At 66.6% G+C, this 14,012-nt stretch carries 13 protein-coding genes; 7 read left to right on the top strand and 6 right to left on the bottom strand.

Features of this window, described 5'->3' with window-relative positions; all coding sequences use genetic code 11:
• Positions 1–160: 160 nt before the first annotated feature.
• The 3 genes from modC to modA are packed head-to-tail and all read right to left on the bottom strand — an operon-like array spanning position 161 to position 2,660.
• Complete coding sequence (gene modC, locus ASD28_RS22435; protein WP_056133628.1) at positions 161–1,240, bottom strand: molybdenum ABC transporter ATP-binding protein; 1,080 nt, start codon at positions 1,238–1,240, stop codon at positions 161–163.
• On the bottom strand, positions 1,240–1,923 hold the full coding sequence (gene modB / locus ASD28_RS22440) for a molybdate ABC transporter permease subunit (protein ID WP_200949050.1): 684 nt from the start codon (positions 1,921–1,923) through the stop codon (positions 1,240–1,242). The genes modC and modB overlap by 1 nt, the downstream gene beginning before the upstream one ends.
• The gene (modA, locus tag ASD28_RS22445) at positions 1,920–2,660 is read right to left on the bottom strand and encodes a molybdate ABC transporter substrate-binding protein (protein ID WP_056133635.1); all 741 of its coding nucleotides are present in this window, start codon (positions 2,658–2,660) and stop codon (positions 1,920–1,922) included. Before modA ends, modB begins: the two co-directional genes overlap by 4 nt.
• A gap of 108 nt (positions 2,661–2,768) precedes the next feature.
• On the opposite strand from modA, the gene ASD28_RS22450 reads away from it, so the two are divergent.
• From ASD28_RS22450 to ASD28_RS22460, 3 genes are all read left to right on the top strand, one after another.
• The gene (locus tag ASD28_RS22450) at positions 2,769–3,536 is read left to right on the top strand and encodes a TOBE domain-containing protein (RefSeq protein WP_056134753.1); all 768 of its coding nucleotides are present in this window, start codon (positions 2,769–2,771) and stop codon (positions 3,534–3,536) included.
• Between the two features lie 109 nt (positions 3,537–3,645).
• On the top strand, positions 3,646–4,749 hold the full coding sequence (locus ASD28_RS22455; protein WP_056133639.1) for a TIGR03118 family protein: 1,104 nt from the start codon (positions 3,646–3,648) through the stop codon (positions 4,747–4,749).
• Between the two features lie 95 nt (positions 4,750–4,844).
• The gene (locus ASD28_RS22460; RefSeq protein WP_056133641.1) at positions 4,845–6,689 is read left to right on the top strand and encodes a patatin-like phospholipase family protein; all 1,845 of its coding nucleotides are present in this window, start codon (positions 4,845–4,847) and stop codon (positions 6,687–6,689) included.
• 3 nt (positions 6,690–6,692) lie between these two features.
• Here ASD28_RS22460 and ASD28_RS22465 read toward each other — a convergent pair whose 3' ends face one another.
• Entirely contained in the window at positions 6,693–7,040 is a 348-nt protein-coding gene (locus ASD28_RS22465; protein ID WP_056133644.1) for a GFA family protein, read from the bottom strand.
• Positions 7,041–7,194: 154 nt separating this feature from the next.
• On the opposite strand from ASD28_RS22465, the gene ASD28_RS22470 reads away from it, so the two are divergent.
• The gene (locus ASD28_RS22470; protein WP_156650928.1) at positions 7,195–7,563 is read left to right on the top strand and encodes a hypothetical protein; all 369 of its coding nucleotides are present in this window, start codon (positions 7,195–7,197) and stop codon (positions 7,561–7,563) included.
• Positions 7,564–7,567: 4 nt separating this feature from the next.
• Here ASD28_RS22470 and ASD28_RS22475 read toward each other — a convergent pair whose 3' ends face one another.
• Positions 7,568–8,959 carry a hypothetical protein gene (locus ASD28_RS22475; protein ID WP_156650929.1) on the bottom strand — a complete coding sequence of 464 codons (1,392 nt, stop codon included), beginning with the start codon at positions 8,957–8,959 and terminating at the stop codon, positions 7,568–7,570.
• A 76-nt stretch (positions 8,960–9,035) separates the two neighbouring features.
• A complete protein-coding gene (gene tssK / locus ASD28_RS22480) occupies positions 9,036–10,376 on the bottom strand; it encodes a type VI secretion system baseplate subunit TssK (RefSeq protein ID WP_082577639.1) in 1,341 nt (446 codons plus the stop codon).
• 210 nt (positions 10,377–10,586) lie between these two features.
• Here tssK and tssE point away from each other — a divergent pair, with 210 nt between their 5' ends.
• Genes tssE through tssG form a run of 3 tightly spaced genes read left to right on the top strand, consistent with a single transcriptional unit; the run spans position 10,587 to position 14,007 of the window.
• Positions 10,587–11,090, top strand: coding sequence for a type VI secretion system baseplate subunit TssE (gene tssE, locus ASD28_RS22485; protein WP_056133653.1), 504 nt, complete (start codon positions 10,587–10,589; stop codon positions 11,088–11,090).
• Positions 11,091–11,092: 2 nt separating this feature from the next.
• Positions 11,093–12,949 carry a type VI secretion system baseplate subunit TssF gene (tssF, locus tag ASD28_RS22490; RefSeq protein WP_056133656.1) on the top strand — a complete coding sequence of 619 codons (1,857 nt, stop codon included), beginning with the start codon at positions 11,093–11,095 and terminating at the stop codon, positions 12,947–12,949.
• Positions 12,913–14,007 (top strand): type VI secretion system baseplate subunit TssG, encoded by a 1,095-nt coding sequence (gene tssG, locus ASD28_RS22495; protein ID WP_056133659.1) that lies wholly within the window; start codon positions 12,913–12,915, stop codon positions 14,005–14,007. The genes tssF and tssG overlap by 37 nt, the downstream gene beginning before the upstream one ends.
• Positions 14,008–14,012: the final 5 nt, after the last annotated feature.

Genomic DNA, 14,012 nt, shown 5'->3' on the forward strand with positions numbered 1-14,012 from the left:
AGAGAGGGCTAACACAGCTATGCATGCACCAGCTTTTTTCACCGGAAGCTAACAGCAACCCCGTCCACCTACAAGAAAAATATGTGGGGAAGGGTCAGGGTCAGAGCCCGAATTATGGAAATTGCCCGAAACCGGGCTCTGACCCCGGTTCTGGGCAATTTTAGTTTAACAACGCCACGCCCTTGATCTGCACCCACAGCCGCAGCCCGGGTGCGATGCCCAGCTCGCGGCGCGAGCGTTCGGTGATACGGGCCAGCAGCGGCGATTCTCCCATCCGCAATTGCACGAGCACGTGGCCAGGCGTGTCGGTGGCGGACACTGCCGTCACCACGGCCGGCAGCCGGTTGACGATGCTCGTGCCTTGCGGACGGTCCAGCGCCAAACTGACGTCGCGCGCGTGGATACGGCAGCGCAGGCGCGTGCCGACGGCTTCGCGACGCCGGCCCACGAACAGCGCGCCGCCCGCGAATTCCAGGCGGGATAACGCGTCTTCCTCGTGGCCGGCCAGGATCGTGTCCAGCACCACGCCGGCATCGTCGGCGAAGCTGGGCGGCAGGTCCACGCGCGCCAGCGTTTCCGACAGCGGCCCGCTGGCGACCGCCTTGCCGTCGTCCAGCAGCACGAGGTGATCGGCCAGCCGCGCGACCTCGTCCGGCGCATGGCTCACGTAGACGATCGGGATCGCCAGTTCCCCGTGCATCCGTTCCAGATAGGGCAGGATCTCCAGCTTGCGGCGCAGGTCGAGCGCGGCCAGCGGTTCGTCCATCAGCAGCAGCCGCGGCGACGCGAGCAGGGCGCGCGCGATCGCCACGCGCTGGCGCTCGCCGCCCGACAGACCGTCCGGCCGGCGCTCGAGCAGGTTTTCGATGCCCAGCAGGGCCGTCACGGGTTCCAGCGCAAAGCGGCGCTCGTGCACCGGCACGCGCTTGCGGCCGAACTCCAGGTTGGCGCGCACGGACAGGTGCGGGAACAGGCTCGCTTCCTGGAACACGTAGCCGATCGCCCGCCGGTGCACGGGGACGAACACGCCACGCGCATCGTCCTGCCACACCTCATCGCCGAGCGCGACGACACCGCCGGACGCGCGTTCCAGGCCGGCGATGGCGCGCAAGACCGTCGTCTTGCCCGAGCCGGAATGGCCGAACAGGGCGCTGATGCCGCGCAGGGGCAGGTCGAGGTCGACGTCCAATCGAAACGCGCCGCGGTCCACGCGCAGGCGCACGCGCAATCCGTCCGTCATCAGCGCCGTCCTTTCATCGTTTGCGGATACAGGGTGTACAGCGCCAGCAGCACGATGAAGCTGAATGCCAGCATGCCGCCCGCGAGCCAGTGCGCCTGCGCATATTCGAGCGCCTCGACGTGGTCGTAGATCTGCACGGAGACGACGCGCGTCTTGTCCGGGATATTCCCGCCGATCATGAGCACGACGCCGAATTCGCCTACCGTGTGTGCGAACCCGAGCACGGCGCCGGACAGGAAACCGGGACGCGCCAGCGGCACCGCCACCGACCAGAACGTGTCCCACGGACTCGCGCGCAGGGTCGCCGCCACTTCCAGCGGCCGCGTGCCGATCGCCTCGAACGCATTCTGCAGCGGCTGCACGACGAAGGGCAGGGAATAGCACACGGACGCCAGCACGAGGCCGCCGAACGAGAACGGCAATAATCCGATGCCGAGCGCCTCCGTCAGCTTGCCGACCGGACCGTTCGGCCCCAGCAGCAGCAGCAGGTAAAAGCCGATCACGGTGGGCGGCAGCACGAGGGGCAACGCGACGACGGCGCCGACCGCGTGGCGCAGGCGCGAGCGCGTGCGCGCGAGCCACCATGCGACCGGTGTGCCGATCGCCAGCAGCAGCAGGGTCACGACGGTCGCCAGTTCCAGCGTCAGGCGGACGGCCGCGAAGTCGGCGGCGTCCAGGGTCACAATGCGTAGCCGTACGAGCGGATGATCGCTCTGGCCTTGTTCGATTTCAGATAGCTTGCCAAAGCCTTCGCGGCCGGATTGGCGCCGCCCCTGGCGAGGATGACGGCGTCCTGGCGGATCGGACCGTGCAGGTTGTCGGGCACGATCCAGCCGGAGCCGGACGCGAATCTGCCGTCGCGATAGACCTGCGACAGCGCGACGAAGCCGAGCGGCGCGTTGCCCGTGCTGACGAACTGGTGCGTCTGGGCGATGTTTTCGCCCTGCACGAGCTTGCCCTGCACGCGGTCATAGACGCCCAGCTTGTTCAGCGTCTCGATGGCGGCCGCGCCGTACGGGGCCGTCTTCGGATTGGCGATGGCGAGATGGGCATAGTTGCCCGTCTTGAGGACCTGGCCCTGGCCGTCGACATAGCCGTCCTTCGCGGACCACAGCGCCAGCTTGCCGGTCGCATAGGTAAAACGCGTGCCGGGCACGGTGCGGCGCTCCGCTTCCAGTCTGGCCGGCGTCTCGTCGTCGGCCGCGAGCAGTACCTCGAACGGCGCGCCGTTGACGATCTGGGCGTAGAACTTGCCGGTGGCGCCGAACGCGAGGACGGCCTTGTGGCCCGTGTCCTGTTCGAATGCCGCCGCGATTTTCTGCATCGGCGCGGTGAAATTGGCGGCCACCGCCACTTGCACCTCGTCTGCCTGGGCGGCGTGGCACGCGATCAGGGCCAGCACGCCGGCGAGTTGCTTCATGGTCGACTCCAGTTCTTTATCGCTATATAGTAGAGTATATAACGAAACGGAACAGGACAGATCGTGGCAAACGACAACGCAGGCTTCGCGCTGCAGGGCGCCGTCTGGATGACGGTCGGCGGCGAAAAATTCGGCGGCCAGGGACGGGTGGAGCTGCTGGCCGCGATCGGCCAGACGGGGTCGATCAGCCAGGCCGCGAAAGCGGTCGGCATGAGCTACAAGGGGGCGTGGGACGCGATCGACGCGATGAACAACCTGGCCGGCGAAGCGCTGGTGGAACGCGTCGCCGGCGGCAAGGGCGGCGGCGGCACGCGGCTGACGGCGCGCGGCGAACAACTCGTCAGGAACTTTCGCGCGCTCGAGCAACTCCACCAGCAATTCGTGGAACAACTCAACGGACAGGCCGGCAACCTGTCCGCCGACCTTACGTTGATCAGCAGGCTGAACATGAAAACGAGCGCACGCAACCAGTTCTTCGGCACGGTCTCCCGGGTCCAGCCCGGCGCCGTCAACGACGAGATCGAACTCGACATCGCCGGCGGCCACACAATCGTCGCCATCGTCACGCACGAGAGCACGGCCGGCCTCGGCCTGGCACCGGGCGCCCAGGCGTTCGCGCTGGTCAAGGCGTCATCGATCATCCTCATGACGGAAGGCGAGGGCGCGCGCTTCTCGGCCCGCAACCAGCTCGCCGGCACCGTGTCCCGCCTGATGCCGGGCGCCGTCAACACGGAAGTCGTCCTCGACCTGACGGGCGGGGGCAGCATCGCCGCCATCATCACCAACGAGAGCGCGCGGTCGCTCGAGCTGGCCGAGGGCCGGACGGCCACGGCGATGTTCAAGGCGTCCGGCGTGATCGTGGGCGTGCCGGCCTGAAACTACCCATCCGGGGTACGTTTAGGCTACCTCAAATCCCTTCCATTCTCTCCCGCGCAAGATCGGCATTAGCGCGCGCTTCCTTCGAACGTTTACCGGAGAATGGAAAATGGAAAAGTTCTATAAATTCCTGGCCTGTGTCCTGGGTGTCCTGACCTTGACGGCGGTATCCCAGGCATCCGCGAGCGACTTCTACCGTCAGCGCAACCTGGTATCGGACAGCGCAGCCGTACCGGCGGAGCAGCGCGATCCCAATCTCGTGAACGCCTGGGGACTGGCGTTCAATCCCTATGGCGTGGCGTGGGTCGCCGATAACCACACGGGCGTCTCGACCCTCTACAACGGCAATGGCAATCCGCAGAGTCTCGTGGTCACCATTCCCGGCCCGGGCGGCGCCACTGGCAGCCCCACGGGCACCGTGTTCTACGGCGGCCCGGGCTTCGTCGTGACCAAGGGCGGCGTATCCGGTCCCAGCCGCTTCCTGTTCGCAAGCGAGGATGGCGGCATCGCGGGGTGGGCGCCCAACGTCGACGCGACGCACGCCATCCGCGTGATCGACAACAGCGCGCACGATGCCATCTACAAGGGCATCGCCCTCAGCGGCAACGGCCGCGGCACGCTGCTGTACGCCACCGACTTCCACAACGGCAAGGTCGATGTCTACGACAGCACATTCAAGCCGGTCTACCTGCCCGGCAAGTTCCGCGATCCACGCCTGCCGGCGGGCTATGCGCCGTTCGGCATCCAGGCCGTCAACGGCGACCTCTACGTGACCTACGCGAAACAGGACGAGGAACGCGAGGATGACGTGGCCGGCCCGGGCTTCGGCTTCGTCGACGTGTTCGATCCGGACGGGCACCTGCTGCGCCGCCTCGCTTCCGGCGGCGCGCTCAACGCCCCCTGGGGCATTGCGTTGGCGCCGGCCAGCTTCGGCCGCTTCAGCAACCGCCTGCTGGTCGGGAACTTCGGCGATGGGCTGATCAATGCCTACGACCCCGCGACCGGTAAATGGCTGGGACGCCTGAAGGAGCCGCACGGCAAGGCAATCCACATCGACGGCCTGTGGGGCATCGGGTTCGGCAACGGTCTCAATGATCAACCGATCGACACGCTGTTCTTCGCCGCCGGCCCGGACGACGAAAACCACGGCCTGTACGGGCGAATCGACGTGGCGCCGGGCGACGAGCACGACGATGCGCCGGAAACGCAATAGACGATCGATGGCGGCACGGCTTCATCCCGAATATATGGAGAGCATTCCACAAAAGACCGCATAATCCCGACTGTGGCAACCACTGGCGGACGGCGATGAGCGATTTTTTGCCCAAGGAATGCGATATCGTGATGGAAGGCGGGGTGACCTCCGGCGTGGTCTACCCCGCGTTCGTGGCGCGGCTGGCCGAAAAATTCACCTTGCGCTCGATCGGCGGGACGAGCGTCGGCGCCGTGGCGGCCATCGCGGCGGCGGCGGCCCAGTTCAAGCGCAACCGCGTGCGCAAGGACGGGCAGGGTGAGGACGACGGTTTTCATCTCCTGGCCCGGCTACCCGGCAGCCTGCAGGAAGCCGTCGGCGCGCACACCCGGCTGTTCTCCCTGTTCCAGCCCTGCGCCGCGCTGCGTCCGCACTTCCGCGTGATCGCGGCGGCGCTCAACGAAACGAGCAAGTCTAAGGCATGCGGCTATTTATCCTTCGCCATGCTGTGGAATTTCCCGTTCGGTGCCGTGGTGGGCGGGGGCATGTGGCTGCTGGGCTTTCTGATCAGCAGCAGCCTGCTCGGCGGACACTGGCCAAGCGTGCCCCTCGTCGGCCTCGCCAGCGTCCTGTGGTTCGGCTTGTGCATGTTCGTGGGTGCGCTGGCCGGGGCGCTGCTGCAGGCCACGTGGTCGGCGTGGCGCGGGCTGCGCGCCAACCGCTGCGGCATCTGCTCCGGCCTGCGCACGTCCGCGGACAATCCGCCCGCGCTGACGGAATGGCTGCATGGCCTCGTGCAGGACATCGCCGGCCTTCCACTCGACACGCCGCTGACGTTCGGCCTGCTGCGCACGTCCGAGCCCCCGATCGAACTGGCCCTGATGACGACGGGCCTCTCCGAACTGCGCGCACACCGCCTGCCGCATTCGAGCGCCGACCTCGTGTTCCGCGCCTCGGAAATGGCCGCCCTGTTCCCGCCCGCGATCGTCGACTGGATGACGGCGCACTCGCGCCATACGCGCCACGGCGCACGCACGGTGACCGTACTGGAACGCATGAACACCGGTGGCGAGGATTACTACTTCATGCCCGATCCGGACGACCTGCCGCTCGTGGTGGCCGCGCGCATGAGCCTCAGTTTTCCCGTACTGCTGCAAGCCGTGCCCCTGTACCGCCTGCGCGCGCTGCCGGTGCATGGGGACGGCGTCGACCTGCTGCGCGTCTGGTTCTCGGACGGCGGCCTGACCAGCAACTTCCCGATCCATTTTTTCGACAACATCCTCCCGACCCGTCCGACCTTCGGCGTCACCCTGCAGGACGACCTGGCCGACGACGATCCGTTCGACGCGCGCGTGTCTCTCCCGACGAACAACAACACCGGCGTGACGGCCGCGTACATGCCGGTCGACGACACCGACGGCCGCCCGTCGCTGCCGCGCTTCGCGGGCGCCATCCTGCGCACGATCCGCACGTGGCGCGACGAAGCCCTGAAGCGCACCCCGGGCTACCGCGACCGCGTCGTGCAGATCCGCCATACGAAAAAAGAGGGTGGGCTGAACCTGAACATGACGCGCGCCGCCATCGACGTGATGAGCCGCAGCGGGGAAGAGGCGGCGCGCCAGGTGATCGAGCGCTTCCTGAACCCAGTCGAAAAAGAAAACGGCTGGCTGAACCACCGCTGGGTGCGCATGCGCAGCACGGCGGCCGTCCTGCAGGAAACCTTCGCGCCCCTCTCCGAAGCCTGGCATGACGCGCGCCTGAAGCCCTCGTACGAAGCGCTGTGGATGGCCCACGGCATGGACGCCTTGCCCGCCTACCAGCTCAGCAAGGCCAACCGCACGGCCGGCTTCGCGCTGTGGGAACGCATCGTTGCGCTGCCGCAGGAAGTGGCGCCGGCGGAGCTGTCCGCCCATGCGCCGCGGCCGCAGCCGGAACTCGTGATCGCGCCGCGCCTGAACTGATGGTCAGGCGTCGCGGCCGTCGAAGTGCTGCACGGGAATCGCATCGAGATCGATGCCCTCGATGCAGCGCAGGTTGATGGCCGCCATCGGATTCCCCTTCGGATCGACTCCTTCCGCATACGGATGGATGCCGCACGTGGGACAGAAGCGGTGCTGGATGACGTGCTTGTTGAACGTGTAGGTCGCGGCCGCGTCCTCGGGCGTGCGCAGGCGGAACTGCGCACGCGGCACGAACCAGAGCAGCGATCCCTTGCGCTGGCACATCGAACAATTACAGGCGAGGGCACCCTGGATCTCGCCCTCCACTTCATACGCCACCTGGCCGCAGTGGCAGCTGCCTTGATAAATCATGTGTCGTCCCCTTCATACGTTGAAATATGGGACTCATGGTAGCGCAGGATTTTTGCAAGCGCATGTGTCGGGACGCGCACCCGACACAATCGGACATCGACCGGCGCGCGCAACCCGCTAGAGTGGCCGCATCGTCATCGACAAGGTGCAGACCATGACATCCGGTTTGATCAGGAAGCTCCTCCCGCTGGCAGCCGTCGCGCTTCTCATGCCGCTACCCGCATTTGCGCAAGGCGTGAACGTCTGCTCACTCGTCTCCTGCAGCGCCAGCGGCCGGCATGCCGCCCTGCTCGACGAACCGGCGCAACCAGGCCGCCCAGCGCAGACGGCCGCAGTGGCACGCCGTCCCGCGCAGGAAGACACAACGCGCGATCCGTGGGCACGCCGCTTTCAAGGACGGGAAAACGAAGACGAGGATGTCTGCCTGCTGAACTTCGGCATCGGCGGCCAGCTGGCCAGGAAGGGATCCATCGACAGCCACGTGCTGGGCCGCACGCAGGCATGGCGCGCGCCGGCCCGCTGAGAGTTCAATCCACAGGGTGCACGAGCGTGGCGATGCGGCGGCCCGGCATCTCGTTGGCGAGGCACAGCACCGGCGCCCGGCGCACGCCCGCGTAGTACGCCCCCAGCGCGAGCGCCGTCACGAACGGGACGACGCCGCAAGCGCCACTCGACGCCCCTACACGTACGATGTCCTCGCTGCCGTCGAGCTGCCGCATCGTCGTGGCCGCATATTCCATCAACTCGTACACAGGCCGCGACCGGTGACCGGTATCGGCGACGATCATCGCCACGCCATCCGCATCGGCACCTGCATCGGCGAGCGTGCGCTCGACGAGTCGCGCGAGCACGCGCTCGGCGTCGCGCCTGCGCCCGTCGGCCGGCTCCGCGACCTGCACTTCCGCGAGCGGCGCGAGCAGCGCCACCGCCTGGCCATCGGATGCTCCTGCCAGCACCGCGCTGCCCAGTAACATGCCGGCGGCGCCCTCGCCCGGCATCATCCCCTGCGGCTGCGCGGACGTGAACAAGACCTGTTCCGATGCCCAGCGCGCGACGGTTGCCTCACTCACATGCGACGCTGCCGCCACCACGAGCGTGACACCGGGCGCTGCGCCGGCCGCAGTAATGTCGGTCACAGGATCGGTGCCGCACATGGCCGCGCCGATCTGGCCACGCCATCCGGCCTGCGCCGCCGCATGCCGCAGCCACGCCGCAGCGGCATCGCGCTGCCGCTCGGACCAATCCGCCGGCAGCAGCGGCAGCACCTGGAGCCCGGGCATGGCATCGTCGCGCACGGTCCACTCGATCGCGGCCCGTCCCGCGAGTTCCGCAACCACGCTGCTGGCCAGCGTCAACGCACGCCACTGCTCGTCGCTGAAGTTTGCGTCATTGCCTCCGTGCGCCGCCAGCCAGTCGGTGACGTCTTCCCGCAACGCCTCGTCGTATGCGTCCTCGCAGCGGGCGCACAGCACGGGGAAACCGTCGTCGTCGACGAGGGCCCGGTCCAGATCCGGGCGTGCCTTGTTGTCCGCGATGGCGGCCGCCAGTTGTTCGGCCGATGCACCCTGCGGGGCGCGCAGTGCCGTCGCGAGAATCGCCAGGTGCTGCGCCTGCACCGGGCGCGTGGCGGCGCTGGCCGGGCGCGCGGGTATGGCCGGCAGCGCGTCGGCCTGGATGGCGGTGCTGCGTTGCGCGATCCATTTGTGTCCGATGAAGCCCGCCAGCAGCAGGGCTACGGGCAGGCCGAACAGCAACAGCATCCATTCCGACGTGGCGGACGCGCGCGCACTCGCGCGCCACCAGACGATCGCGCCGCCCCAGCAGGCGACGAAGACGGCGGCGGCGATGAAGGCCGGCTTGATCCAGACGGCCACTGTATCCGAGGCGGGGAGCGGTTCGGCGGTGAGAGGTGTCGACATGATGGCGTGGCGTCAAAGGTTGTCGATGGTGCCTGCTGGCCTGCGCTGAGTTCAATGAGGAATATGCAGCGCGGGATCAAGCAGCGACAGCCAGCAGTTCCAGCTTCAGCCCCTTCATCCCCGACGGCACGTAGATCGCCATCGATTGCGCCTGCAGCATGCGCTCGTACATTTGCCCCTTGGCATCGAGGATGAAATAGCACGTGTCGGGGCGCACCGGCACGGCGGCGGGCAGTTGTGGCGCGTATTGCAGGCGCACGCCGGGCAGGGCCGACAGCACGCATTTCTCGACGTCGTCCGGCGCGCCGACCTTGAAACGCAGCGGCACGGTGTCGACGAGTTCCAGGGTCGGGATGTCGGCCGAGACGGCGACGTAGAAGGTCGTCTTGTCGTCGATCTTGCCGGAGTCGAGCATGCCGTGGTGGTACGACGGCCGCACTTCGTTCAGGACGATGGCGAAGTATTTCGACGAGATCACGGTGTCGAGCAATTCGCGGATGATCTGGAACAGCTTGGCAAAGCCGGGGCCGGGATCGGCGTGCTGGTACACCGGCAGGTCGGTCAGCGTCCAGCTTTTCGAAAACGTCATCAGCGCGCCGCCCACGCCCAGCAATTGTTCGTGCAGGCGTTCCGGGTGCAGGTCGGGATGGTGCAGGTAGTGGGACAGCGATGCGCACGCGGAACTGGCGGTGTGCAATAACCAGAACGACGACATGTCGCCGGAACGGAATTCGATCACGTTGCGGCTCGGCTCGCGGTGGTGGCCATACAGCGAACTCACCTTGGCCTGCAGCGCCTCGAGCAGGCGGCGCACTTGCTGGAACAGGGCGGGTGCGGCACCCACCGACAGGCTGGGCGGCAGGAAGGACGGGTCCAGCTCGAAGCCGCCGGACGGGGCGCGCCGCAGGCGCAGCACCGGAAAGCTGAGGTAGGCGTCGCGTGGCTCGAATTCCGGAACGAGACGCACGGTTTTCCTGAGGTAGGACACGGACGCCGGCGCCGCTTGCGTGTAGAGGTCGGGCGTTTCCTCATTGGTTTGCACGAAGCGGACCGTCTTGGTCGGCTGACCCGGCTGGGCGAAATTGCCGCTGAAGGGTTTGAGGCCGGGCAGGGCGGCGTAATACGTGACGGTTTGCTGGGATTGCGGCAACTGGCTGAGGTCGACGGTGTCGGGCAATTCGTCGGCACCGGGCGCATCGACCAGTTCGCCGTCCTGGAAGCGCAGCGCGAGTTCGAGGATGCGCAAGACGTTGCCGGACAGTGCCTCGCGGTCGATCTGCAGCGTTTCGATGCCCCAGGCATACGGGTGTACCGCCCGGATGCTCTTGTACAGGCGGTGTTCATGGTACTGGTCCTGGCGCTGGAAATGCTGCGGACGCAGGAGCAGCCCCTCTCCCCACAATACCTTGCTGGCCATGTTGCCGATCATCGTGCTCGTCATGCATGTCCTCCAGTCATTGACTTGTCCCAAGTCGATCACCTTAGTCCTTCGTGACGGTTTTTTTTCTGCTATGACCTGCAGTTTTGCTACTGCTCAAAGTAACCGTGGGTCATTCCCAACTGAACTATTTTTTCGCGCCTGACTGTGTGAAGATGCCGGCTTGCGCTGCCGGCATGGAGGAGTTCGATGGAAGGATTCACGCCTGGTTTTTTCGACCGTCTGCTGGGCACATCGGTGCGCGGCGCCGGTAACGCCACCGTCTCGCGCATCACCACCGAGGATTTCAAGGATGCCGTCGCGCGCGACCTCGAGGCGTTATTGAACACGCGCTCCGTCATTCCCGAAAATTCACTGCAGGGTTTCCCCGAGTGCAGCGAGTCGCTCGTGACCTACGGCTTGACGGATTTCGCCGACCGCTCGCTGTCGAGCCCGAGCGACCGCGCTTACATCTGCGACTGCCTCGAAAAGACCATCGCCCGCCATGAACCGCGCCTGCGCAACGTGAAGGCGGTACTCGAAGTGCGCGACGAGAGTGCGGTGAACCGCCTGAAGTTTTCGATCACGGCGGTGCTCGTCGCCAGCGCATCGGAAGAACCGGTCAATTTCGACGCGCTGCTGCAGCCGTCGACCCTACAGTACAGCATCAACAAGGCGGGCAGGACGTCGCCGGCCGCGTCCGCGCGAGGCTAAGCTTGGAACAATTGCTACCGTATTACGAGCGCGAGCTCGGCTACTTGCGCCGTCACCTGCGCGAATTCGCCGAGCGCTATCCGAAGATCGCGGGCCGCCTGCTCATCAGCGGCGAAGTGTGCGAAGACCCGCACACCGAACGCATGATCGAATCGTTCGCGCTGCTGAACGCGCGTATCGCGAAGCGGCTCGACGACGACTATCCCGAATTCACGGAAGCGCTGTTCGACGTCCTGTACCCCCATTACCTGCGCCCGTTTCCCTCCTGTTCGATCGCCCACATGGATTTCGGGGGGACCGCCAACCAGCAGACGGGCATCAGCGTCCTCCCGCGCGGCACCGCGCTGACTACGCGACCCGTGCGCGGCGCCGCCTGCACGTTCCGCACCGTCTATCCCGTCACCGTCGCGCCGCTTGCGCTCACCAGGGCCGCGTTCTCCGCCATCATCGACCATCCGGAAGCCGTGCGCCTGCCGGAAGGCGCGGGCTCCGGCCTGAGCCTGACGCTCACCGCCACGGCCGACCAGTTGCGCCTCGGCCGGCTGGCCCTGCCGCGCCTGCGCGTGTTCATCGATGGCGAACCGTCATTCTGCGCGGCGTTGCGCGACACGTTGTTCATGCGGGCCGTGGGCGCGTACGTCGAGGCGGATCGCAATGGCCGCTGGTTTCCCCTGGGCGCGATCCCGATCGAGCCCGCCGGCTTCGCCGACGACGAAGCGCTGATCGATTTTCCCGCGCGTTCGCATACCGCTTACCGCCTGCTGACGGAGTACTTCTGCTTCCCCGACAAGTTCAACTTCTTCGACATCGACCTGGCCGCACTCATGGCCGCGCTGCCGACCGCGCTGGCAGCCGGCGCGACGACGGTGACGCTGCACCTGGCGCTGGCGGGCCTGCGCGCGGATTCGAACACGGCGCGCATGCTCGGCACGCTGTCGACCAATAACCTGCTGCTCGGCTGCACGCCCGTCATCAACCTGTTCCCGCAGCGCGGCGAGCCGATCCGCCTGACCCACGCGAGCGCCAGCTACCCCGTGCTGGCCGACGCGCGCCGCGCCTTCGCCTACGAAGTGCAATCCATCGAATCCGTCAACCTCGTGCGCCAGACGCCGCAGGGAGAAACCGTCGTCGAATTCCACCCGTTTTACTCGCTCAAGCACGCCCAGACGCCCGAGCAGAACGGGCATTACTGGGTGCTGCGGCGCGACGAGACGCTGGCCGAGCGCAGCCCCGGCTACGAGACGCAGATCGCCATCGTCGACATCGACTTCGATCCGGCCGCCGTCGAGACGCAAACGCTGAACATCCAACTCATCTGTAGCAACCGCGACCTGCCGGCCTCACTCTCCTATGGCCAGCTCGGCGGCGATTTGTTCCTCGAAGGCGGCTCGAGCATGAAGACGATCAACTTCCTGCGCAAGCCCACCATCACCTACCGCTTCGAGAGCGCCCGCAGCGCCCATTGGCGCCTGATCTCGCACCTGACGCTGAACCATTTGTCACTGGCAAACGGCGGCGTCGATGCCTTCCGCGAGATGCTCGCCCTGTACGACCTGCCCCGTTCGCCATCGTCGCAGCGCCAGATCGGCGGCATTGCCGGCATCGAACAACGCGCCGCCAGCGCCTGGATGGCGGGCAATCCGTTCACCTGCCTCGTGCGCGGCGTGGAGGTGCGCATCCTCATTGACGAGGAAGCCTTCGTTGGCAGCGGCATCTATGCATTCGCCCACATCATCGAACGGTTTCTCGCCCTGTACGTGCACGCCAACAGCTTCACGCAACTGGTGGTGGTGTCCAATAAAACCGGAGAGGAATTATTGAAATGCCTACCGAGAAGCGGCGATTTGAGCCTGCTGTAATCGAGCGCCTGTTCAGGGAACCCTATCGTTTCGAGTACTTCCAGGCCGTGCGCATGCTCGAGCTCTGGCTCAAGCGGCACGGTAGCCCCCAGCACGACGCCATCGCGCATTACGTGCGCTTCCAGAACTCGACGTCGCTGGGATTTCCGGCCAGCCAGCTGGAAGCCATCCAGCCCGAGCCGCGCGACCTCGACCGCGGTGCGCACGCGCTCGGCAAGGCATTGCAGGAAGCAAGACTCAGCTACATCCGCGTCACCCCCTCCTTCATGGGCCTGTTGAGCGCCACCGGCGTGCTGCCGGCCCATTACACGGAGCGCATCGCCGACCACCAGCAGCGCCAGTCCGACGAAGGTCCACGCGCCCTGCTGGACACGTTCTCGAACCGCTCGCTGGCCCTGTTCTACGCAGCCTGGCGCAAATACCGTCTGCACTTCAAATATCAGCTCGACGGCCAGGACACCTTCCTGCCGCTGCTGCTGGCACTGGCAGGGCTCGGCCACGATGCGCTGCGCCGGCGCCTGACGCACCACAGGGACGGCGCGCTGCTGGACGAATCGATCGGCTATTTCGCCGCGTCGATCCGCCAGCGCCCGCCCTCGGCCGTGCAGATGGGGCGCGTGCTGTCCGAGTATTTCGACCACCCGGTGCGCATCGAGCAATTCGTCGGGGCCTGGTACGACGTGCCGCCCGCCCAGCAGACCGTCCTCGGCCACCCCACCGCCATGCTGGGGACGAGCGCGATGGCCGGCGACCGCGTATGGCAGCGCGACCTGCGCCTGCGCGTCGTGGTGGGTCCGCTGGACCACGCCGGTTTTTCGTCGTTCCTGCCGGGCGGCCTTGCGGCGCGCGCCCTCAAAAGCCTGCTGGGCCTGCTGGCCGGCATCACGCTCGAATACGAGGTCGAACTGATCCTGCGCGGAGAAGAGGTCCGCAGCACCGTCCTCGGCCCCGCGCCGAGCGGGAGACTGGGTTGGGATGCCTATCTCGTCACCGGACCACAGGCGGATGATCGCGACGACGTCCGCTACGCCCTGCAGCCGATCGAACAGCTGGCCTGACGGGC

This window comes from Massilia sp. Root133 (assembly GCF_001426525.1).
Lineage (GTDB): Bacteria > Pseudomonadota > Gammaproteobacteria > Burkholderiales > Burkholderiaceae_D > Telluria > Telluria orientalis.